We start from the raw sequence: 23267 nt of genomic DNA, 5'->3' as shown, positions 1-23267 counted from the left end.
CACAATGCGCTTCGAAGACAGATTCTTATGCGTTTGATACGAAGGCCTGTTGCCTTGACGTTGATGTACCCCTTCGATGGGCAGCAAGCCCAAGAGTTCGGTCGAGTCAGGAGGGATTTTTAGCCGAAACAAACACGGCGGCCTAAGCCGCCGTGTTTATAGTCCCTCAAGGGTTGTACTGTCCCGTACACGCCTTGAAGAGAACTTGAAGAACAGAGAGATTTCCTCTCACGCTACTGATCTTGGTGGGCACTTCACCTTTAGGGTAGCGGCGGATGGTAGGCAGCTCTACACAACGATAACCCAGCTTGGGCACTCGATAGGACAGGTAAGCCAACAGCTCATAGGTCATGAACACATCACGGAATGGAGCGACGCGCGGATCCAACAGCATTTTGCGACTATAGGCCCGGAACCCCTGGGTCGTATCGGTCCAGTGAAAGCCTGATGCCATGCTCAGCATAGGCGCATGAATGAAGCGAATAGCGAAATCACGGGACTTTGGCGTGTTTTCAGCAACACCGCCTTGCAGGAAGCGCGACGCCTGCACGAAGTCTGCCCCCTCCTCCAACGCCTTGATGAACCGCGGGATAGCCTCAGGATCATCCTTGTCGTTCCCGTCAATCGTCACGATGCCCTCGTAGCCCTGCTCTAATGCAAAGGCGTAGGCACAACGCAACTGAGCACTTAGCTTACCAGGTCCCTTTTTGAGCAACAGGCCTCTAACACCCTTGGACTTGAGGCGCTCCAGCTCCAATGAGCCGTCTGTGCTGCCGCCATCGATAATGATTACATCCGACGCTTGATCAACGTTCAGATCCTTCATCCGAGTCAGCAAACTGACAATACGGCTTCCTTCATTGATAACGGGAATGATGATGCATGTGGCGTGCTGCTTGCCCAACCACATCGTTTTTTCATACGCAGGCACTTGCCAGGAAGTGCGTATGTGTTCGGAAATATCTGCTGTCATAGTCATGTCTACATTATGAGCTTACACGGGCCGTAATCAGCGCAACACCGGCGATTACCATGATGATCCCGGTAATGGTCGTCCATGGGAAAGGTTCTTTGAATATCGCTGCCGACATGATCGCCACGGTTGCTATGGCACCAGCGGTCAAAACGGGATGCGCCACATTCAGCGGCAAACGTGCAAGCGCAGCGGCATACAGCAGAAACGCCAATCCATAAAGAAAAAGTCCAAGCCAGAATGGCCAGTTGCTTAACGCTCCCATAGGATCGGAAAGACTTGGAAACTTTCTTGGTGGCATCATGGCCATCTTTACAAGGACACTGGCAGATGCATTGGACAGGATGCCCAGTATGAGGATCATCCACTTCATGCCATTACCCCTGCTTGCACACCATCTCGATAGAGCCGTGTAGCAACGCCCAGTGCTCTTTCGATAGATGCCATGTTCGACTCTTCCCTGGCAGGGAGCATCTCGATAGTCACGACATGATCGGGAAGGTGTTGTGCCAATGCCTGGGCAACCTGCGCATGCTTCGAACTGCCATCACCCAACGTAATCAGATTGGGTTCACTGGCATGTACATGCCCAATGAAAGGTGCAAAGCGGGCAATGATCTCTTCAGGATTTTCGTCATTGATCGCCAAGGCGCCAGTATCGAGTTGCATCCGGATAGAGTCATGATCAACTGCCTCAACTACACGAGCAGTCTCTACACTATTGACCATGAAGTTAGCGCCATAACAGGTGGGATTTGGCTCCAGGCATATCAGCACACCATGACGAGCAGCAATATCACCCAAGCGGCGGAAGAAAGGGATAGCTACGCTATCTACCTGTTCATCCGCAATTGCAGAGCGATCACGGTTCTTGGGAGAGCCAAATACCAAACGCGTAGAGCCCAGGCCTGCCGCAATACGGCAGACGGCATCCAAGTGATCCAGCATTGCCTGCTGTGACTCAGCGGAGCCAAAAACATTTAATCCAGTAGTTCCGAATAACAGGGACTGCATACCTGTTAGCGAAACACCACGGGACTGCCACCACTGCTTGACCGCCCGGATCTCTGCGTCAGTCGCATCCTTGGGCTGCGGAAAGTATTTACCGGGCGCTATATCGACTGCATCTACATCGTAACGGGAAAGCAGCTGCGCTACTTCTTCGTCATTGGAAACATCCCAAGCGATGTTGGAAATGGCGACTCGCATCAATGAGCCTCCGAAGCAGTCTTCGCTTTCAACGGCTCGGACTGTGCATATGCCCTTACTGCCTGAAGCGTCTCACGCTTGCTGTACTGATAGCCGGCACCACCGCCAAACTCCTCAGCATGGAGGGATTGGAAATCATACGAAGCTGGAGTGTTGCTTAATTCATTAGTGAACTCGAAGCCAAAGCCATAGCGAGCGATATCAGCGACGCTGACAGGCTCCGAAGTAAAATGCACCAGTTTGAGATTGGCCTTCAGGGCAGTCTGGATGTCGTACCAGAGATTGACCATGGGATAGAACTGGAATACCCCACGGCTATCGATGACCGAGAGATTATTATCGTTCAGGAAGTCAAAAATAACGTTCTTGCGAAGTCCTGGTCCGACTAGACCTGGCAAACGAACAATCAGGTAATTGGGGAAATGACTTTCTACGAATTTCTCAAGGCGTCTGCGATTCAAGCCATACGCATGCAGGCCCTCTTCAACAACAGGCGTTTCTTCATTGACTCCAACGGGCGAGCCGAATACATCAACAGTACTGATAAGAACAAATGTCTCGCATTTAACCTGCTTCAAGTGTTCGATCAAACCGTCGATTTTCTCTCGGTCAGCCTCGGGGTCCTTATTCGCAATCCATTTCTGAGCGGGGGCACCGGCGCATACAAGCGTGTGATAAGCCTTTTCGCCTACCTCAGAGATGTTGGTCGAGCGAAACTGGCCCTCAAAGTCTTTTTGCTTGAGCAATGTCGAACCGACAAAGCCGCTATATCCTATAAGCGCGTCTGGCAAACTCATTCCTATCACCCCTGAGTATTTTTAAAACGAAGACAATATTCCGACTCGCACTTTTCGTACGGATACCTTTCATCCAGATACTTTTTGAGTTCAGGAAATTTGTCGTGCATTGATATGTCGTTGATATTGAACGACCAGAACGTTGTGGAGTAGACCACGACAGAGGGGTCTGACTTTTTCAGATCCGAAATCATGTCTTGCTCATACACGCGCGTGGCATACACCGGATAAATGTATTTCGTACACGCGGGCAAACCTGTCACGCCATTGATAATTCCGTTATTGGAAAGATCAAACACACACTGCGATCCTGACCCCTTGATCTGGCTGGCCGCCCAACGCGCACCGTCAGAGACCAGCAGAGAGTTCTCAGGGGGCGACGCCATACTGGGTAGCCACTTGTAGCCGTTTACAAGAACATTGGGGACTGGCGATTTGTAAAGTGTAAAGGCAGCCAGCAACCCCGAGAGACCTACCAGGGCTACATACCCCAAGGGCTTGCGGTTGCTGTTAATGAGTACCAAACCCAGCAGAACTGCAAAAAAGGGCATCGGGTTCTTACCAATCAGCCCTAGAAGCAGCATGGACCCAACCACCGCCACGGCTACGGGCTTTTTCAGCAACACAAATTCCTGCTTTCGGCCCGTCTTACGCAGCTGATCATAAGCGAAGAGGAAACTGAGCAAAGGCGCCCACATACCCATCGGAACATGGATGAAATCTGCACGGTTGGTCGCGATCTTGTACAAAACCAACATCAGGACAGCCAGCATTCCAGCAATGGCAAACGCAGAGCCGAAATGGAACGGCTTAGGCAGCGCTTTGAACAGTGCATAATAAGCCAGCACTGTCGGTACGGTCAGTAGCGCGCTCTGAATGATGAAGCGTGGACTGTGATACGTCCATTGCGAGGATGTACTGAGTAGAAAGTCGAAGTTCCGTAGATAATCGCTAAGGGAAAACACCTCAGTCATCAGGGACAGTACAAGAAACGTCCCAACAAAGATGGCCATGGCATAGATGCAACGGCGATCGTAAAAGCTGGCCAGAAGCACGCCCAACCCTATCGCCCCAAACCCGGTAATGCCCCGATCATAAGACCAAAACATGTTGAATGCTGCAGCAATACCCAAGAGAGTCGCTTTAACAAAAAAATCGGAGGAGCGATTGGCTCGCAAACACAGCAGGAATAAATAGATCGAAAGCAGCAAGCACAGGTCACGGTAACCAACCAGTTGGCTGGCTACCACCGCCACTGCAACGAGTGTCAGCAACTCATATCTAGCGCCACGCTCAATGAATAAAGACGCTATCAAGTAAAACAGCCAAGCCGCACCTAGGTTGCACAGTGCGTAGGCAACCTGGGTATAGAGAAAGTTATTATCCGGCCCGCTGAAATGAGTGGCGATCCAGGCAGGCAGAAAGTCGAGTGCACCATGAATAGTAAAAGCATGCTCACCTGCCTGGCCATGCAACATGTTAGGCAAAGTGGCAAAAAACTCTCCTTGATGGAAAGGATCGACAATATTGCCTGGACCTAGCGTGAAATGACTGACGAAAGCAAACGCGAGTAGAGCAATAATTCCCAGCCAGCGGGCCGTCCGAGCCGGGGTAACATCCGCAAAACTTGTTGCATCAGTGGATGGGTTCGGCATCTAGCTTCTCCAGAACATCAAAAATGTTATCGATTTTTCCGCCTAGAACCGAGTAACAATTGGGCAGTTGAGCGTGTTGCTCAAAAAGGATGGGACGACCGTCATCCCCTTCGTTCTTAACGAGGATGGTCTTGACTTCAAAAAGCGAGTCCCTGTACTGAACATTGGCGACAGGGGCCATGTATCGCGCCACATCTCGAATCATGCGATCAACGCGTGTGTCGCGGTGATAGTGCTCAAGGCGATGATAGGGATCGAGATCCGGTGAGTCGTTCCACTGCATATGCGGCGTGTAGCGTACATGGGATAGCGTATGCAGCCCTCTCGCAGGGAAAGGCATCATGGAGAAGAAAGGCCCATCCATCACCGTAACGCCTAGACCTTTAAGCGCATCCGGCATCTCAACCAAGGCCATTTCTGTCAGCTCATGCTTCAACTTGGTCTGAGTACCCGGAAAGTCGCCGGAAAACTGATTCAGACCACTATAGGTGCAGTTAAAAATGAACCGAGTGGAGCGCTCTACCGATTTTCCATCCTGCTCATAAGTGACCGAAAGCGTGTCACTGCCCTGCCGATGAATAGATTTCACCCTGGTATTAAGTAATACCTCGACTCCAACTTCATCGAGTTCGCGCCTCGCCTCTCCTGCCAATTCTCTAGAATTGAACGCATACTCTTCCGTTAGATAAACAGCCTCAATAAGCCGTGGCTCAAAGAGCTTTTCCATTGACGCAGGTACAGGTTCAAGCTTTGCACCAATTTCATGACAAAACCGCTCGAACTGCTTGGCAGTAACTTTCGAGTTATTACGGGCTATGGCGTAGAGCTTTGTAAAGTTTGTGACTACAGCGTCAGGATAATCTTTTATAAAGCGGGGTAAGTTGACGCGACTTCTGAAGGCAGTCGTGAAACTACGCGGATAATGATAGCCGTTATGCACACGGGCCTGATTGTTATAAGACGCACGATTGAGCAGAGTCGCCTCTCGCTCAATCAACGTCACAGCCTTGAAACCTCGTACTTTCATCAAATACAAGGCAATCATGGATCCGTAGAAACCGCCACCAATGACAATAGCATCCTGCATGATGTATGTATGCCTTAAGCCATATTAGAGGCAGCAGCAGTCACGGTAGACGGCTGTGGGTCACTGACGACCTCGATGTTGAGTTTCTCGCGTCGCGTCATGATGGCGCTCGTAAACTCCTGAGCAACATGGTATGCCGGCCCTTCATTGGTACGGGTAGCCACTTGCAGGATGTATTCGCCCAATACCAGCAGCACGAGGGACAGAAGAAAGAACATGCCTGACTGTTGCAGGGATAGCGTTACCCAACCTGGCGCAACATCCGACTTGAGAAGCCCAACCGCGATGACATATGCCGAGTAGATAAGGTTGGCTGCAGCACCAAACATGCAAAGCATGTTGACCAGTCGCATAGGGGCACGCGTTGTAGAGATCAGAAGACGGATTCCCCGCTCGATACTGTCTCCCAGACGCTTGTTCTGAGGCGCTTTGGGCGTAGAGCTATAGGTCAATTTTGTCTGAGCAAAGCCCGCTGTTGCCGGCAAATGACGATAGGTCAAAGCAGGAACAGGGTGTTGCAGAATAAAATTAACTACGCGCTTGCTCAACAGGCGATACTGAGGGGCATCGTTTGCAAGGTCGATGCCGCCTAGACGCTTGTACAAAGAGTTAAAGCTGGAGAAGCAGGCCTTGTAGGCTAAGGTACGCTTAGGCTTTTGAGAATTGGCCGCAAATACGACATCACTTCCTTCCGCTGCCTTTTCCAGCATTGCAGGCAAGAACCCGACATCGTCCGTCAGTGGATCAATGACGGCTACATAATCGCCAAGTGCATTTTCCAAACCCACCCAGCAAGCCGTGTCCGTATCGACCTCTTTGGTCAGAGCATACACCTGAAGATTCGGCAAACCCTTCTCGCTGGTTAACCCTTTTAACATGGCTACACTGTCATCGGTAGAGGCGTTGTCAACAATGATCAACTCATAGTCACTCACTAGTGAGGCGATAATACTCGCCGCATTAGTCAATGACTCTGCAAGCTCCCTAGACTGATTACGGACAACAAAAACGATTGATAACAGAACGGGATAATAAGACATTCACGCTTCCTCTCAGAGAGCCCAAGTGGGTTGATCCATATTCAGCAAAGCTGTCTAGATAAACTTTAATATTGCGGCTTCATTAAGAATGGGCGCGACATAACGAACAAACCATCACAGCCAACTCAATTGGCCGTGCCTGTAAAACAAGTTCATTGCTGGGCTCTGCTTGTTCGAATCGTTATCGAGGCCAACACGCTCAGCCCAATGAGCACCGGAATAACATAACTATAATTAAGGAATCTTGTTACCCCTTAATACTAGCGCCAGCGATAGATTCTCATGCCCACCAAAGGTTCCCCTTCAGTCTGCCAACCCCATCACATATTTATATATCGGTTATAGGACGGCTAACTATTAATATCACTTTACGGTAGAAGTCATATTAATAGTCATATTAATAGTTGCCATAAAAATGAAAGGACAACCGTTAACGCACAATAATATAAAAGACCATAAAGTCCAGTTTATGCGTTAGTCAAGGATGTGAAGACTAGAAGTGCGTGAGGTATTGCAAGTTTTATGGTGTCCCAGGCGAGGTTCGAACTCACAACCTTCCCCTTAGGAGGGGGATGCTCTATCCAATTGAGCTACTGGGACCAAATGACGTCGTGCGAGAGCAGAATGTTAACGACAAGAGCGCGCTTTGTCATGCGTTATGTAAAACCTAGCGTTAAAGACCGCTATTCCCAGAAATCATTGCTAAGCTTCTCATTAGCATTGATTTAGAGAGAAGCCACTTTGCTTTTTTTGAAAATTGTCACTAAATTGACGCCAATAAGCTCACGCAAGTAATGGCGTTGAGAGCAAATAACAAATGCTGTCCCAAGCTTCATGAAAGCCTTGTTGGCATCGTCCTTGACCACTTAGATGAATGTACTCATGACTCAGGCAATTAGATCGTACTCCAGTCGCACAGCTGACAAATTCGTCGTCCGTCTTCCCGAAGGAATGCGCGAACGTATCGCCGAAGTTGCACGCAACCATCATCGCAGCATGAATTCTGAAATCATTGCTCGACTGGAGCAGAGTCTCATTCAAGAAGGCGCTATCGATACAGATCCGAGCATGCGTATGGATAGTCCAGAGCTAAGCGCTCATGAACGGGAACTGCTACAGCGCTTCAGGCAACTTTCTGGACGCCAGCAAAACGCCCTCCTCTCTCTGATTGCCAATGACGTCGAGTCATCACAGGAATAAAGTATTTGTTAAAGGATCAGGGATACACCCTGATCCTTTCGCTTGAAGTTACAGAAGGAACATAGTGGCAAGACCAAGGAAGATGAAAAAGCCGCCGCTGTCTGTCATTGCTGTAATCAGCACACTGGACCCCATTGCGGGATCTCGTCCAAACCGTTGTAACGTCATGGGAATCAATACTCCCATAAACGCGGCTAGCAAGAGATTCAACGTCATGGCAGCCGTCATGACGACCCCCAACGACCAACTGTTATAAAGGTAATAGGCAATCAGGCCAATTACCCCACCCCAAATCAATCCATTGAAGAGCGCAACACCTAGCTCTTTCCTCAACAATCTCATGGTGCTGCTGGCATTGAGCTGACCCAGCGCGATAGCACGCACAATCATAGTGATCGTCTGATTACCCGAATTACCGCCAATACCTGCAACGATAGGCATCAAGGCGGCCAGCGCTACTAACTTTTCAATGCTGCCTTCAAAGAGCCCGATTACACGAGAGGCAACAAACGCCGTTACCAGATTCGTAGCAAGCCAGGTCCAACGATTGCCGACCGACTTCCAAACAGAAGCAAAAACATCTTCGTCTTCACGAAGGCCCGCCATGTTGAGGACCTCAGATTCACTTTCCTCGCGAATCAAGTCCACCATTTCATCGATAGTGAGACGACCTATCAATTTGCCATTCTTGTCAACGACAGGCGCAGAAATTAGATCGTAACGTTCAAACGCTTGAGCGGCCTCGTAGGCATCATTATCAGGATGAAACGCTACCGGGTCGTTAGCCATTACCTCAGCGACTTGCTTTTCCGGGTCATTGACCAAAAGCCGCTTCACAGGAAGCACGCCCTTCAATATGCCGTCATAATCGACAACAAACAGCTTATCCGTATGGCCTGGCAGCTCCTTCAAGCGACGCAAATACCGCAGAACAACCTCAAGCGTGACATCGTCGCGGATAGTCACCATCTCGAAGTCCATCAGTGCGCCAACCTGATCCTCTTCATATGAAAGCGCTGAGCGCACCCGCTCACGCTGCTGGGCGTCCAGAGCCTCCATAAGCTCATGTACAACATCTCGAGGCAGGTCAGGCGCCAGGTCGGCCAGCTCATCAGCATCCAGCTGTCCTGCCACTGCAAGGATTTCCTGATCATCCATGTCGGCAATCAGTGTTTCACGAACAGAGTCGGAGACCTCAAGAAGGATGTCGCCGTCACGCTCGGTCTTAACCAGGCTCCAGACGGTCAGACGCTCATGAAGTGGAAGCGCCTCAAGGATAAAGGCAATATCGGCCGGATGCAGTTCATCCAGGCGGCGACGGAGTTCGGACAGCCCCTCTTCATGCAACGCCTCATCAGGCTGCACAACCTGCTCGTCGTGAGCGGGACCTTCAACGAAACGATACTGATGGAGCAGCTCAACGACTTGAGCCAGTCGCTCCTGCAGACTTTCCTGTGGCTTTCTTGCTTCCACTTCACTCATAAGCGCACTCCATCCCCGGCAACGGAGCGCGCTGCGGGAATCAAATCTTTAATAAACGAAACAGCGATCGAAGTTTGTTAGATCGGGGTATGTCCATGGAAAGGGTCCACGAGCCCCGGCGGGGCTGACAAGCGGAATCATAGCACTGCATGCGCTGAATCGGCGATGTAAAACAGTTAAAAACAATCATTTGGCAGCTAATGCTCATGCCTGACCGAGCCTGGCCGTTGATCTGCGGAGCCAATCACAGCGGCACGGCGCATCTCGCACTACGCTATGAACAGATGTCATGAGGACAGCTATGTACCGTAATCCCGTTACACTTCTATGTTTGGCAACGTTGTTTTTTTCAAATACGGCTACTGCCACAACCGTCTTTCGGTGTGTAAGCGAAGACGGCCATATCAGCTTTTCCGCAAATGGTTGCCTTAAAGGCGAGATGATCAGCCACCAAACCGCTGATAATCCCAAGCCTGGCGGCAACGGACCCAAAACACCGATATCGACACAACCGTTATCCCCGCCTTCCCCCTCAAAGGATCAATTGCCTACCTACCATGAGCTGGCAGTTGTGGGAGCTAAGGAAGGAGCCTGCCCAAACGTGCTTTCAGGCTCGGAAAGAAGAACGGCGGTCATCCACAAAAAGGTTATAGAGGGCATGACGAAAGAGGATGTCGAAAGCGCCCTGGGAAAGCCAGACAGGATCGTCGAGAACAATAATCGCACCCGCTACTACTATGTAACGCAGCGCAAGAAGCATTCACGCGTCATTAGTTTTGATGATGCGGGATGCGTTGCAGATACAGAAAGCAAATATAAAAAAGCCACACCCTAACGGTGTGGCTTTCGAGCGTTACAACACTGCTTTAGGATACGACCCTAAAACTTTCAAGGCGACCGTATCGCCATTGATTTTTTCTAGCACATCCTTGATGAGAGGATCATGCTGATGACCGACGAAGTCTATAAAGAAAACATAGGTCCACTTACCACTGCGGGATGGACGTGTTTCGATGCGCGTCAGGTCAATGTTGTTGGCATGAAACGGCATTAACAAATCATGCAAGGCGCCCGGCTTATTGCGAGTCGACACGATCACAGACGTCTTGTCATCGCCGCTAGGTGGGACCTCCTGATTTCCGATAATCAAAAACCGCGTGGAGTTATCTGGACGATCCTCGATTTTCTCATGCAGCTTTGACAAACCATACAGGGAAGCCGCCATATCCCCTGCTATCGCCGCACTATTCCATTCACTTTTAACCCGCTTCGCAGCCTCGGCATTGCTCGAAACTGCGATTCGTTCGATGTTAGGGAAATACGCGTCTAGCCATTTACGGCACTGAGCTAGGGATTGCGCGTGTGAGTAAACACGCGAAATGCTATCTGTCTTGGTCGTTTCACCCACAAGCAGATGATGGTGGATACGCAATTCCACCTCGCCGCAGATAACCAGATCATGCTCCAGGAAACTATCAAGCGTATGGTTGACGGCACCTTCAGTTGAGTTCTCAACAGGAACCACACCAAAATTTACGGCCCCAGCCGCCACCTCACGAAAGACTTCGTCGATAGCGGCCATTGGCCGTGTCTTTACTGCCATACCAAAATGCTTAAGCGTAGCCGCCTGCGAAAACGTACCTTCCGGCCCCAAATAGGCAACCTTCAATGGCTCTTCAAGCGCAAGGCACGAAGACATGATCTCTCGAAACAAACGAGCCATGTCCTCGTTACCCAACGGGCCCTGGTTACGCTCCATTACCCGCTTGAGCACCTGCGCTTCGCGCTCCGGTCGATAGAAAACCGGACTTTCACCCTCACCTAGCGACTGCATTTTCACGCGAGCCACATCCTGAGCGCAGCGGGCGCGCTCACTGATGAGTTCCTGAATCCGTTCATCCAAGCTATCGATACGAAGGCGCAGGGCCTTGAGCTCTTGTTCCGCCATGGTTTAACCGTGCTCCTTTTCAAACTCTGTCATATAGGCGACCAGTGCTTGCACAGCCTCAAGACTGACAGCGTTGTAGATGGATGCGCGCATGCCACCTACCGAGCGATGCCCCTGAAGATATAGAAGGCCTCGCTCTTCTGCACCCGACAGGAAAGTCTTGTCCAGACGCTCATCTGCCAGGCGGAAAGGCACGTTCATCCAGGAACGATCATTTACCGCAATCGGATTCATGTACATTTCACTACTATCGATGAAGCCATACAGAAGCTCCTGCTTCTGACGGTTGATCCGCTCGATGGCAGGTAGTCCACCCTGATCTTTCAGCCACTGGAACACCAGGCCAGACAGATACCAGGAAAACGTGGCGGGCGTGTTGTACATCGAACCGTTGTCTGCCTCGACCTTATAATCGAGGAGCTTGGGACAAGAGGAACGTGCCCGCCCCAGCAACTCCTCCTGAACGATCACCACTACAAGCCCACTGGGTCCGATGTTTTTTTGCGCGCCCGCATAAATCAACCCAAACCGTGACACGTCCAAAGGACGTGACAGCAGGTTCGAGGACGCATCAGCAACTAGAGGAACATCGTCTGTCTCAGGAATCCAGTTGTACTCAAGGCCGCCAATGGTTTCGTTCGGAGTGTAATGAACATAGGCCGCGTCCTTGGAAAGCTGCCACTCATTCTGCCCAGGGATAGCCAGGTAATCGTATTTCTTGGCGCTGGCGGCAACATTCACTGCGCCATAGTTTTGCGCCTGCTCGATAGCCTTGCGTGACCAGATCCCTGTATCGATGTAATCAGCCTTTCCACCTTCAGGTAGTAGGTTCAGTGCAATCTGAGCGAACTGTAGACTTGCCCCACCCTGCAGGAAAAGCACTTTGTAATCAGTGGGGATTACAAGCAGATCCCGCAAGTCCTGCTCGGCTTTCGAGCTGATTGCAGTGAAGTCGTCGCCACGGTGACTCATCTCCATGACAGACAAGCCGCGCCCCTGCCAGTCGAGCAGATCGGCCTGAGCTTGTTTCAGTACCGCCTCCGGCAGCGCAGCCGGGCCAGCGCAGAAGTTATACGCTCGCTTGCTCATCACTCATCGTCCTCATTGGGCATGTCATCAGAGGGAACATCGTTGGCGCCCGGCAGGACATCCTCATCGCTTGGCTCTTCGCTAATGACAGGAAGCTCCTTTTCAAGCAACTCGTCATCAAGCTCGCCCTCATGCTCGATCAACTCGTCGTCAACAGAGGGCTCCTGCACACGCTCAAGGCCTACGAGCTTCTCGCCCTTGCCAAGCTTGATCAGTGTTACACCCTGCGTGTTGCGGCCTTGCAGGGAAACCTCATCAACCCGTGTACGCACCAGCGTACCCTGATCGGAAATCAACATGATTTCCTCACCTTCAAGGACTTGAATAGCGCCAATCAGCGGGCCATTACGCTCATTGGTTACCATGGCTATTACGCCCTGACCACCACGACCACGCTGCGGATACTCAGCAATAGCAGTACGCTTGCCATAACCATTCAGACTGGCTGTCAGTATCTGCGCCTGCTCTTCTGGAATCAGCATGGAAATCAGATGCTGCCCATCACCCAGACGCATACCGCGGACACCACGGGCTGTACGTCCCATTGTGCGGACATGACGCTCCTTGAAGCGAATGACCTTACCGTTGTCAGAGAACAGCATGACCTCCTGGGCGCCATCGGTAATGGCCGCTGCAATCAGGCTATCGCCCTCTTCCAGCTTCAGCGCAATCAGGCCATTGCTACGAGGACGACTGAACTGCACCAGCGGGGTTTTCTTGACCGTGCCGTAAGCAGTAGCCATGAAGATATAGGATCCGGTAGGCTCATCCTTGCCGCTATCTTCAACCCCTTCTGCGCCCTCATCGACCTCAACATCATCTTCAAGCACCACGTCTTCAACGACATCGTCCTGATCACCCAGGTCTTCACCCTCAGGTGCCTGTTGACGCACGGCCTCCAGATCTACTGGCAACATCGCAGTGATACGCTCGCCTTCAGCCAATGGCAGCAGATTTACAAGCGGACGACCACGTGCAGCACGAGAAGCCTCAGGAATTTCGTAGGTCTTTTTCCAGTACACCTTACCCAGGCTGGAGAACAACAGCAGTGTGGTATGGCTATTGGCGACGAGAAGATGCTCGATGTAATCGTCTTCCTTCACGCCCGAGGCAGAACGGCCGCGACCACCACGGCGCTGAGCCTGGTAGGCATGCAAGGGCTGGGACTTGGCGTAGCCGCCATGGGAAATGGTGACGACACGATCTTCTTCTGTGATCAGGTCAGCAATGGTCAGGTCGACTTGAGACGCGACGATTTCAGTACGACGTGCATCACCGAACTCTGCCTTGATCTTTTCAAGCTCCTCACGGATGACTTCCATGAGACGCTCAGGGCTGTTGAGTATTCGGATCAGCTCTGCAATCTGTTTCAGGATCTCCTGATATTCAGCCAGCAGCTTTTCATGCTCCAGGCCGGTCAGGCGATGCAGTCGCAAATCAAGGATGGCCTGCGCCTGTTCAGGAGATAGCCAGTATTTGCCGTCACGAAGACCATACTGCGGATCAAGGTTTTCCGGGCGGCAGGAATCCGCACCAGCGCGTTCTACCATCGCCTCGACAGCACTGGACTCCCAACCGGTCGCAATGAGCCGCTCTTTGGCTTCAGCTGGGGTTGGAGAGGACCTGATCAGTTCAATAACCGGATCGATATTGGACAGCGCAACCGCTTGGCCTTCGAGAATATGACCACGCTCACGCGCTTTACGCAGTTCATAAATGGTCCGACGGGTAACCACTTCGCGACGGTGACGGATGAATGCCTCAAGCATGTCCTTTAGGTTAAGGACCTTGGGCTGGCCGTCCACCAGCGCAACGATATTGATACCAAACACTGTTTGCAGCTGGGTTTGTGCATACAGATTGTTCAGCACAACCTCAGCCACTTCACCACGACGCAACTCGATCACGACACGCATGCCATCCTTGTCGGACTCATCACGCAGCTCGGTGATACCTTCGATCTTGCGTTCTTTCACCAGCTCGGCAATCTTTTCGATCAGACGAGCCTTGTTCAGCTGATAAGGCAGCTCGGTGATGACGATCTGCTGGCGAGTGCCTGACTTGTCGATATCTTCGACGTCAGCACGTGCACGTACGTAAATACGCCCCCGCCCTGTACGATAAGCCTCGATGATACCTGCCCGGCCATTGATAATGCCTGCAGTCGGGAAATCAGGCCCCGGGATATACTGCATCAGTTGGTCGACAGTCAGCTCACTGTTTTCGATCAGCGCCAGGCAGCCATCAATCACTTCGGTCAGGTTGTGAGGCGGAATGTTAGTAGCCATCCCCACCGCGATACCACTGGAGCCATTGACCAGAAGGTTCGGAACCTTTGTAGGCATGACTGCCGGGATCTTCAGGGACCCGTCGTAGTTGTCTACCCAGTCAACGGTTTCCTTATCCAGGTCCGCCAGGATTTCGTGGGTCAATTTGAACATGCGCACTTCGGTGTATCGCATAGCGGCTGCGGAGTCACCGTCAACCGAACCGAAGTTACCTTGACCATTCACCAGCATGTAGCGAAGGGAGAACGGCTGCGCCATACGTACAATCGTGTCGTATACCGCAGAGTCGCCGTGAGGGTGGTATTTACCGATTACGTCGCCCACGACACGGGCGGATTTCAGATAAGGCTTGTTCCAATCGTTACCCAGCTCGCTCATGGCATAAAGCACACGGCGATGCACAGGTTTCAAGCCGTCGCGCACATCCGGCAATGCGCGTCCGACGATTACGCTCATCGCATAATCGAGGTAAGACTGTCTGAGTTCGTCTTCAATATTGACCGGGAGGATTTCTTTGGCCAGTTCGCCCATGAGAAGCCTGGTTCCTTAGTTTCAACACCCTGCGGGAAAGCAGTAAATACTACCACAAACCAAGGGTTGCCTGCGGTTTCCCGCAGGCGATGTGTGAGTCGTGTTAAGCGGAAAAATCAGTGCAAGCGCTTGCGGTTCATAAGTGCAGCCATTTTCTCTGCAGTGGGCCGCTCCACGACGCCTCGCTCCGTGACAATCGCATCAATCAGATCAGCAGCTGTTACATCGAAAACAGGATTTACAGTATCGACTTCTGCCGCAATCCGAACACCGCCTATTTCAAGCAGTTCGCGTCCCTCACGCTGCTCGATGGGGATATCCTCACCGGATGCCAGATTCATGTCGATGGTCGAGCTGGGCGCCACAACCATAAAGCGCACCCCATGGTGCATTGCATTGACGGCCAGCTGATAGGTCCCGATCTTGTTGGCAACGTCACCGTTGGCTGTGATTCGGTCAGCCCCTACGATGACCCAGGAGATATTGCCGGTTTTCATCAGATGGGCCGCTGCCGCATCGGCATTCAAAGTGACAGGAATGCCTTCGCCAGCCAACTCCCAGGCAGTAAGGCGGGCACCTTGTAGCCACGGGCGCGTCTCATCGGCAAATACCTTGTCCACAAGTCCTTCCAGGTGAGCCGCACGAATAACCCCCAGGGCGGTTCCAAACCCTCCGGTCGCCAACGCACCGGTATTGCAATGGGTCAGAAGCGTCTGAACGCCATCGCCATGCTTGCGAATCAACTCGACCCCGAGCTGCGCCATGGTCAGATTGGCTTCGCGATCGCTCTCATGGATGGCAACGGCCTCCGCTTCAAGGGCCGCTAGTGCCTCCTCGCCCGGCTTGAGTCGCTTCAGGCGCTCTCGCATACGATTAAGCGCCCAGAACAAGTTGACCGCTGTAGGACGGGACTCTGCGAGCATCTGCATATCCTCATCCAGCGTTTGCAACCAGTCTTCCCCTGCCTGCTGGCGCGCTCGAGCGCCTAGCACAACGCCGTAGGCTGCACTAATACCGATTGCCGGTGCTCCTCGCACGACCATCTGCCTGATTGCCTCGGCCACACCACTGGCCGAGTCATACGTGAGCCAGACTTCCTGCATGGGTAATAAACGCTGATCTAGCAGATGCAGTACGCCCTCTTTCCACTCGATAGCCTTGACCTTCTCTGCGGCCAGAAGTCGCTCGCGCATGATCACCCTCATCGCCTGAAACAAAAAAGTCGATTATACAGGGGTGATACAAGCCGCTGTGACAGGACATCGCGAATACATGGGTTTATAAACGCTTTTATCGATAATGTGGCTCGACTGAGTCCCGCCATTGGGCTGACGCCAGTTATACTTTCATTTATTTACCTTCAGGAAGCCCTTCCATGCCTGGTGTCGTGCCCCTTGACCTGCTTCTTTTTCCCACCTGGATCGTTCCGGTGGAACCGGCCGGGGTGGTACTGACTGACTACGCTATCGGCATCAAGGATGGGCAAATCGCCGTATTGGCACCCCGCTCTGATCTGCGACGCTATCAGGCAGCCGAGTCAGTCGAACTTCCCGGCATGCTACTGAGTCCGGGCCTCATCAATATGCACGGCCATGCTGCGATGACACTGTTTCGTGGCCTTGCGGATGACCTTCCGCTCATGACTTGGCTACAGGAACATATCTGGCCCGCTGAAGCCAAATGGGTAAGCGAGGATTTCGTCCGCGACGGCACCCGATTGGCCATCGCAGAGCAAATCAAAGGCGGCATAACCTGCTTTTCGGATATGTACTTTTTTCCGCAGGTAGCGTGTGAGGCCATCCACGAGTCAGGTATGCGGGCGCAAGTCACCCTGCCGATCATGAACTTTCCTGCACCAGGGGCAAGGACTGCAGATGAGGCGATACGCCGGGGACTTGAGCTTTTTGATGACCTGAAGCTACATGAGCGCATCAAGGTCGCTTTTGGGCCTCACGCCCCCTACACCGTCAGCGATGACAAGCTGGCCAATGTCCTGATGTTGGCCGATCAACTTGACGCATGCATCCACATGCATGTGCATGAAACGGCTGGCGAGGTGCAGGAGGCAATCGAAAAGACAGGGGAACGTCCGCTTGCTCGCCTGCGCAGGCTAGGACTTTTAGGTCCCCGCTTCCAGTCTGTCCACATGACCCAGATCGACGAGGAAGACCTGGAAAATCTGGTTGAGACCAACACTCATGTAATCCACTGCCCTGAGTCCAATCTCAAGCTAGCCAGCGGTTTCTGCCCGGTAGAAACGCTTTGGCAGGCAGGCGTGAACGTCGCGATAGGTACGGACGGGGCAGCCAGCAACAATGACCTGGATCTGTTGGGCGAAACCCGTACCGCCGCTCTCCTGGCCAAGGCGGTAGCCGGCTCCGCAACAGCACTGGATGCACACAGAGCCTTGCGTATGGCCACGCTCAATGGGGCACGCGCCTTGGGCCTTGAGCGCTGCCTGGGCTCCCTTGAGGTGGGTAAGGCAGCTGACATGGTCGCTTTCGATATGAGCGGATTGGCTCAGCAACCCATTTATGACCCAGTGTCTCAACTGATTTATGCCAGCAACCGTGATTGTGTGAAGCATGTCTGGGTGGGTGGTCGCCCCCTGTTAAAGGACGGCAAGCTGACCCGCTTGGATGAACAAGAGCTTATCGAGAACGCTTGCACCTGGGGCCAAAAGATAGCCACTCGCTAACGACTGGCTGCGCCAGTGGTGCGTTCATCTAGCAAATGCCAAATCACAAGCGCATTTGCACAACGAATTTAGAGAATGGAGTGTAAGGGATGTCCAACGTCGATAATGCCGAGATTGCCAAATTCGAAGCCCTGGCCTCGCGGTGGTGGGACCAAGAGAGTGAATTCAAGCCGCTTCATGATATCAATCCGCTGCGCGTCAATTGGATTGACCAACACGCCAACCTCGCCGGTAAAAAAGTACTCGACGTAGGCTGCGGCGGCGGCATCCTGAGCGAAGCCATGGCAGTACGGGGCGCGGACGTCACAGGAATCGACATGGGCGAAGCGCCGCTTTCAGTTGCACAGCTTCACCAACTGGAATCAGGTGTGCCCGTCAGCTACCGCCGCATTACCGCTGAGGAGCTGGCAGCTGAAACGCCCGGCGCTTACGATGTCGTCACATGCATGGAAATGCTTGAGCATGTCCCAGATCCGGCATCTGTGATTCAAGCATGCCGGACACTAGTCAAACCTGGCGGCCATGTCTTTTTCTCTACGATTAACCGCAACCCCAAATCCTATCTATTTGCCATTGTGGGCGCCGAATATGTCTTGCGTCTGCTGCCGCGCGGCACTCATGACTTCCGCAAGTTTATTCGTCCATCCGAATTAGGCGCCTGGTGCCGAAACGCCGGCCTACACGTACGCGATGTCATCGGTATGACTTACAACCCGATTACCAAGGTCTACAAGTTGGGCAATGATGTCGACGTAAACTACATGCTGCGCACCATCCGCGAGGAGTAATAGGATGCGAATAAAAGCAGTACTGTTCGATATGGACGGCACATTGCTCGACACGGCACCTGACTTTATCGCCGTGATCCAGTCCATGCGCGCTGATCGAGGCTTGCCAGCCGTCGATGAGAAAACTGTCCGGGACGTCGTATCGGGTGGCGCGCGAGCCATGGTAGCCAGCGCGTTCGAAGTAGATCCCTTGAGCGATGAGTTTGACCCACTACGATTGGACTTTCTTGACCGCTATCAGGATCACTGCGCCATCCACTCTCACCTATTCGAGGGCATGGAAGAATTGTTGGCGGACCTGGAACGGGCTCGTCTGACTTGGGGCGTAGTCACCAACAAGCCCGTCCGTTATGCAGAGCCCATCATGCAGGCACTTGGCCTTGCTAAACGTTCAGCCGTTCTGGTCTGCCCTGACCATGTCACCTACAGCAAACCTGATCCAGAGCCCGTGTTGTTAGCGTGTAAACAAATCAATATCGAGCCGCAAGCCGTCATTTTTGTCGGTGACGATCGTCGAGATATCGAATCGGGGCGCGCAGCGGGCACCAAAACAGCGGCCGTGCGATATGGCTATATCCATCCAGAGGACAATCCTGCTCACTGGGGCGCCGATCTGGTAGTAGATCACCCGCTTGAGCTGCATGACGCCTTGGACCGCGCCATTTGCGGCTGTTAAAACAGTAGGGCCGCTCAAGCGAGCGGCTGGGAGTCAAGATGTTTGAATACAAGGCCCGCCCTGACCTTCTCAAAAATCGAATCATCCTTGTAACAGGTGCCGGACGAGGCATTGGCCGGGCAGCGGCAAAAACCTATGCTGCCCATGGCGCAACCATCCTGCTCTTGGGTAAGACAGAAGAGAACCTCAACGAGGTCTACGATGAAATCGAGGCTGCTGGCCATCCACAAGCGGTAGTCGTTCCTTTTGACCTTGAAGCCGCACGGCCTGAGCAGTTCGAAGAGCTGGCTGCCATGGTAGAGACGGAGTTTGGTCGACTTGATGGTCTTTTGCACAATGCAGGTATTCTAGGTCCTCGCACCTCTGTTGAGCAGACCAGCGGAGAAGCCTTCATGCAGGTTATGCAAGTCAACGTCAACGCAGTCTTCATGCTAACGCGTGCGCTACTGCCACTGCTCAGACAATCGAACGATGCCTCGATCATTTTCACCTCCAGCAGTGTGGGGCGAAAAGGACGTGCCTATTGGGGAGCATACGCCGTTTCTAAATTTGCCAACGAAGGCCTTATGCAGGTGGTTGCCGATGAAATGGATGGCACTGCGGCCGTACGGGCCAATAGTATCAATCCCGGCGGAACCCGAACCGACATGCGTGCTCTCGCTTACCCTGCTGAAAACCCTGCACGCAACCCAACACCCGAGGAGATCATGCCCGTCTACCTCTATTTGATGGGACCAGACAGCGCACACGTCAATGGGCAAGCGTTCAACGCTCAAGGCTAGATAGAGGAAAGGGAAGCAAGAAAGGATGAACATGTGAGATGTTCATCCTTGGATCAATCAACGACCAGCGCGTGATTCGCGAATATAGAAGCGCGCCTTTTGAGCATTCTGAACGCAGCCGTTATAGGCCTCTACCTGCTGCTGAGTCTTGGCGGTTGAAATCAAGCCCAGCGCCTTGGAATAGCTGACCGTACCTGCAAACCCTTCGGTTTTGGCTATATCCAGTTCTTTCCATGCAGCGTTCACCTCTGCCGCACAACTGTCTCGGTTGACCGTTTTGGCTGCACATCCAGCAAGTACCAGCGCCGCGACAGGCATCATTGCAAGCCAGCGATTCATGATTTGACTCCTTCAATGGATAAGTAAATCCGGCGCATTAAAGACCTCGTTTTAACTAGCCTGTTCAACGGTTTGCCTTGAGATAACTCACGACCGACTGCTGATTTCCAGCAAAGAGGATGCGCCCTGACTTATTCTCGCGTTGATAGGCATACATAGGGTCGTAATATTCACTTAGCAACGCTCGAATCCATTCACGATGCTGCTCTACATCGCCACTGACCTTCTGCACCGCGAGTGCTTCATTCATGATTTCCGCCAGGCGTTGATAGCGCTCGCCGCCCAGTCTTTTGGCAATATTGGAAAGACTCTTACAAAGCTGTTCAGCAAACAAATCAAATCCGCTGTCGCCATGTTCACGATTGAACTCGGCTGCCAGATCAATCACGTAGTCCTTTAGTATTCGCTCGACACGCCCCTCCAGGGTGTCTTCCAGCCATACCATGGGAAAATGCTGCATAGCCTGGTGCAACTCAAAAGGCAAGGAGCACCGCCCAATCAACCGAGACTCATCTTCCAGCACAAAACGATCCTGCCCCTTTGCACGACGCCTCAACAAGTCAATGGCCAGACTGTTCTCAAAATCGATTTGTGATGGCTGTACGGTGGCGCGCTTACCAAAACTTGAGCCGCGATGATTGGCATGCCCTTCCAGATCAATACTATCGTCGAGCTGAGCGATGACTTCTGTTTTGCCAGTTCCAGTCATACCGCCCACCAATACAAAGCGGCATTCCTCAACAGACTGAAGCAGTGTTTCCATGAGAAACGTACGCATGGCCTTATAGCCACCGGCTACACGTGGATAGGCAATACCTGCCTCACTAAGCAGCCATTGCTGAGTGATTTGCGACCGCAGCCCACCCCTGAAGCAGTACAGATAGCCCTCCGGATTGGCCTCGGCAAACTCGGCCCACGCCTGTACCCGCGCTTCCTTCAACTTACCGGAAACCAGAGAGTGTCCAAGCTCCAGAGCAGCCTGCTGCCCCTTCAGCTTGTAACAGGCACCCACCTTTTGCCGCTCGATGTCATTCATCAACGGCCGGTTGGTTGCGCCCGGAAAAGCGCCCTTGGAAAACTCGACGGGTGCACGCACATCCATTAGCGGCACACCAGAAAGAAAGAGGGAGCGGTAGTCCCGAGCGTCATCGCGCATCAATACACCTCAACCGCATGCCGCTGTCGATCAACCATTTCGCCAATAGGCTGAAGTGATAGGCCTAACTCTCGAGCGACCGACATGAATGCTGACTCGCCCTGCGGCTCGACCGCGATCAACAGCCCGCCACTGGTCTGGGGATCGCACAAAAGCAATTTCTGCTGCTCGGATAGCGATGCAATACGGTCACCGTAGCTATCGAAGTTGCGTAAGGTGCCACCAGGCACACACCCCCACTCCAGATACTGCTCAACCATAGGCAAACGTGGAACTGCGTTATATTCGACCCGGGCAGTTAAGCCGCTGCCGTCAGCCATTTCCACCAGATGTCCCAGTAGCCCGAAGCCCGTTACATCTGTCATTGCGGTGACGGCAGCCAACTTGCCAAAGCGACTACCCGGCTTGTTCAGTTGACACATCCAATCGCGTGCGACACCCATGTCTTCCACACGCAATTTTGATTTTTTTTCAGCGGTAGTCAGAATGCCGATGCCCAGAGGCTTGGTGAGGAACAACTTGCAGCCTAACGAAGCCGTGTCGTTTCGCTTCATGTTTCGCTTTTCGACGACACCTGTTACTGCCAGACCAAAAATAGGTTCAGGCGCATCGATAGAGTGTCCACCAGCCAACGGGATGCCCGCCTCGTCACAAACCTTGCGGCCACCTGCCACCACTTCCCGTGCAACCTCAGGCGGAAGCACATTGACAGGCCAGCCCAAAATTGCAATTGCCATCAAAGGATCACCACCCATGGCGTAGATATCGCTAATGGCGTTGGTCGCCGCGATACGTCCGAAATCAAAGGGATCATCCACAATGGGCATGAAGAAGTCAGTTGTGGAAACCACACCTCGCTCAGCATCAAGGGCATATACCGCTGCATCATCCCTCGAGGCATTTCCTACCCAAAGGTTCGGGTCCAGATGCTGGGCACCACTGCCGGCCAGAATGATTTCCAATACCTTAGGCGAAATCTTGCAACCACAGCCGGCTCCATGGCTGTATTGGGTAAGGCGAATCGGCTCGGACATAAGTACTCCGCTGAAGGCTAAGAATTTCATACGCGCGAGGCGCGCTTATAGGTCAGTATTCTAACAAAGCCTGGATAAGGTTAGGCTTGCTTGGTAAGTGAACCAGACTAAATAGCCAGAATACGCCTGTTATACGCGTGATTCGAGGCTCGTATGGAGCCACAGATGGAACTTGCCAGCTATTTACAAGGACAAAATGTCGCGAAAAAACATTGTATAAACGCCTAAAAGTACCTGGCATGAACGTTTTTAATCCACAAAAGCTGTGGATAAGTTCGTGGAAAAGATGGTGGAAATCACCGCAACGCCAGTAGCCACGCCACCTTTAACTAAACTGTCGTTTTTTTAGGCAATCCATAAATTCTGTGCCTTTTCAGTCATTTATAATTTTAGAGTATAGCTTTACTACGCATTACAACCCCTTGACATTACGCCCAATGGCGTTTTAGTCGGGTGTGTATATCTCGCCACCCCAACTACAAAAATGTCCTGCCA

Annotated in this window: 21 protein-coding genes and 1 tRNA gene; 6 read left to right on the top strand and 16 right to left on the bottom strand. The window is 52.4% G+C overall.

The window, feature by feature from the left end; translation table 11 throughout:
- Positions 1 to 166: 166 nt before the first annotated feature.
- The 8 genes from B3729_RS14450 to B3729_RS14415 all read right to left on the bottom strand — a co-directional run bounded on the left by B3729_RS14450 (position 167) and on the right by B3729_RS14415 (position 7361).
- Positions 167 to 979 carry a glycosyltransferase family 2 protein gene (locus tag B3729_RS14450; protein ID WP_230382325.1) on the bottom strand — a complete coding sequence of 271 codons (813 nt, stop codon included), beginning with the start codon at positions 977 to 979 and terminating at the stop codon, positions 167 to 169.
- Between the two features lie 7 nt (positions 980 to 986).
- Complete coding sequence (locus B3729_RS14445) at positions 987 to 1346, bottom strand: EamA family transporter (RefSeq protein WP_010797866.1); 360 nt, start codon at positions 1344 to 1346, stop codon at positions 987 to 989.
- The gene (locus tag B3729_RS14440; protein WP_286788228.1) at positions 1343 to 2182 is read right to left on the bottom strand and encodes a sugar phosphate isomerase/epimerase family protein; all 840 of its coding nucleotides are present in this window, start codon (positions 2180 to 2182) and stop codon (positions 1343 to 1345) included. Before B3729_RS14440 ends, B3729_RS14445 begins: the two co-directional genes overlap by 4 nt.
- Entirely contained in the window at positions 2182 to 2979 is a 798-nt protein-coding gene (locus B3729_RS14435) for an NAD(P)-dependent oxidoreductase (RefSeq protein WP_010797864.1), read from the bottom strand. The genes B3729_RS14440 and B3729_RS14435 overlap by 1 nt, the downstream gene beginning before the upstream one ends.
- A 5-nt stretch (positions 2980 to 2984) precedes the next feature.
- Positions 2985 to 4634, bottom strand: a complete 1650-nt coding sequence (locus tag B3729_RS14430) for a hypothetical protein (RefSeq protein ID WP_286788227.1) — start codon at positions 4632 to 4634, stop codon at positions 2985 to 2987.
- Positions 4615 to 5721 (bottom strand): FAD-dependent oxidoreductase, encoded by a 1107-nt coding sequence (locus B3729_RS14425; RefSeq protein ID WP_010797862.1) that lies wholly within the window; start codon positions 5719 to 5721, stop codon positions 4615 to 4617. Before B3729_RS14425 ends, B3729_RS14430 begins: the two co-directional genes overlap by 20 nt.
- A gap of 14 nt (positions 5722 to 5735) precedes the next feature.
- Positions 5736 to 6761: a glycosyltransferase gene (locus tag B3729_RS14420; RefSeq protein ID WP_010797861.1), complete on the bottom strand. Its 1026-nt coding sequence runs from the start codon at positions 6759 to 6761 to the stop codon at positions 5736 to 5738.
- A 523-nt stretch (positions 6762 to 7284) separates the two neighbouring features.
- Positions 7285 to 7361 (bottom strand) — tRNA-Arg (locus B3729_RS14415).
- Positions 7362 to 7643: 282 nt separating this feature from the next.
- On the opposite strand from B3729_RS14415, the gene B3729_RS14410 reads away from it, so the two are divergent.
- On the top strand, positions 7644 to 7961 hold the full coding sequence (locus B3729_RS14410; protein ID WP_010797860.1) for an Arc family DNA-binding protein: 318 nt from the start codon (positions 7644 to 7646) through the stop codon (positions 7959 to 7961).
- 48 nt (positions 7962 to 8009) lie between these two features.
- On the opposite strand, the gene mgtE is transcribed toward B3729_RS14410, so the two are convergent.
- On the bottom strand, positions 8010 to 9443 hold the full coding sequence (gene mgtE / locus B3729_RS14405; protein ID WP_010797859.1) for a magnesium transporter: 1434 nt from the start codon (positions 9441 to 9443) through the stop codon (positions 8010 to 8012).
- Between the two features lie 301 nt (positions 9444 to 9744).
- On the opposite strand from mgtE, the gene bamE reads away from it, so the two are divergent.
- Positions 9745 to 10278, top strand: a complete 534-nt coding sequence (bamE, locus tag B3729_RS14400; RefSeq protein ID WP_286788226.1) for an outer membrane protein assembly factor BamE domain-containing protein — start codon at positions 9745 to 9747, stop codon at positions 10276 to 10278.
- Between the two features lie 18 nt (positions 10279 to 10296).
- Here bamE and pheA read toward each other — a convergent pair whose 3' ends face one another.
- The 4 genes from pheA to mtnA all read right to left on the bottom strand — a co-directional run bounded on the left by pheA (position 10297) and on the right by mtnA (position 16492).
- Positions 10297 to 11391 carry a prephenate dehydratase gene (pheA, locus tag B3729_RS14395; RefSeq protein ID WP_122042979.1) on the bottom strand — a complete coding sequence of 365 codons (1095 nt, stop codon included), beginning with the start codon at positions 11389 to 11391 and terminating at the stop codon, positions 10297 to 10299.
- Between the two features lie 3 nt (positions 11392 to 11394).
- Positions 11395 to 12480, bottom strand: coding sequence for a 3-phosphoserine/phosphohydroxythreonine transaminase (serC, locus tag B3729_RS14390; RefSeq protein ID WP_286788225.1), 1086 nt, complete (start codon positions 12478 to 12480; stop codon positions 11395 to 11397).
- Complete coding sequence (gene gyrA / locus B3729_RS14385; RefSeq protein ID WP_286788224.1) at positions 12480 to 15299, bottom strand: DNA gyrase subunit A; 2820 nt, start codon at positions 15297 to 15299, stop codon at positions 12480 to 12482. The genes serC and gyrA overlap by 1 nt, the downstream gene beginning before the upstream one ends.
- Before the next feature lie 116 nt (positions 15300 to 15415).
- Entirely contained in the window at positions 15416 to 16492 is a 1077-nt protein-coding gene (gene mtnA, locus B3729_RS14380; RefSeq protein WP_286788223.1) for an S-methyl-5-thioribose-1-phosphate isomerase, read from the bottom strand.
- Between the two features lie 182 nt (positions 16493 to 16674).
- Between mtnA and B3729_RS14375 the strand changes: the two genes are divergently transcribed.
- The 4 genes from B3729_RS14375 (at position 16675) to B3729_RS14360 (ending at position 20243) form a co-directional block, all read left to right on the top strand.
- The gene (locus B3729_RS14375; RefSeq protein WP_286788222.1) at positions 16675 to 17997 is read left to right on the top strand and encodes a TRZ/ATZ family hydrolase; all 1323 of its coding nucleotides are present in this window, start codon (positions 16675 to 16677) and stop codon (positions 17995 to 17997) included.
- Positions 17998 to 18086: 89 nt separating this feature from the next.
- Positions 18087 to 18785 carry a bifunctional 2-polyprenyl-6-hydroxyphenol methylase/3-demethylubiquinol 3-O-methyltransferase UbiG gene (gene ubiG, locus B3729_RS14370; RefSeq protein ID WP_286788221.1) on the top strand — a complete coding sequence of 233 codons (699 nt, stop codon included), beginning with the start codon at positions 18087 to 18089 and terminating at the stop codon, positions 18783 to 18785.
- A 4-nt stretch (positions 18786 to 18789) separates the two neighbouring features.
- Positions 18790 to 19461, top strand: coding sequence for an N-acetylmuramic acid 6-phosphate phosphatase MupP (gene mupP / locus B3729_RS14365; RefSeq protein ID WP_286788220.1), 672 nt, complete (start codon positions 18790 to 18792; stop codon positions 19459 to 19461).
- Positions 19462 to 19499: 38 nt separating this feature from the next.
- Entirely contained in the window at positions 19500 to 20243 is a 744-nt protein-coding gene (locus tag B3729_RS14360; protein ID WP_219653215.1) for a YciK family oxidoreductase, read from the top strand.
- Positions 20244 to 20300: 57 nt separating this feature from the next.
- Here the strand turns inward: B3729_RS14360 and B3729_RS14355 are convergent, their stop codons facing one another.
- The 3 genes from B3729_RS14355 to selD form a co-directional block, all read right to left on the bottom strand.
- Positions 20301 to 20582 (bottom strand): hypothetical protein, encoded by a 282-nt coding sequence (locus tag B3729_RS14355; protein ID WP_010797849.1) that lies wholly within the window; start codon positions 20580 to 20582, stop codon positions 20301 to 20303.
- A gap of 64 nt (positions 20583 to 20646) precedes the next feature.
- Complete coding sequence (gene mnmH / locus B3729_RS14350) at positions 20647 to 21738, bottom strand: tRNA 2-selenouridine(34) synthase MnmH (protein ID WP_286788219.1); 1092 nt, start codon at positions 21736 to 21738, stop codon at positions 20647 to 20649.
- Positions 21738 to 22772, bottom strand: coding sequence for a selenide, water dikinase SelD (gene selD / locus B3729_RS14345; RefSeq protein ID WP_150347677.1), 1035 nt, complete (start codon positions 22770 to 22772; stop codon positions 21738 to 21740). The genes mnmH and selD overlap by 1 nt, the downstream gene beginning before the upstream one ends.
- Positions 22773 to 23267 lie beyond the last annotated feature (495 nt).

Origin of the sequence: Pseudomonas sp. UBA3149 (assembly GCF_002364655.1) — a bacterium.
In the GTDB taxonomy this organism is placed as follows: domain Bacteria; phylum Pseudomonadota; class Gammaproteobacteria; order Pseudomonadales; family Pseudomonadaceae; genus Chryseomonas; species Chryseomonas luteola.
Note: the sequence above shows the minus strand (reverse complement) of the source record. Positions and strands in the feature narration are given on the sequence as shown.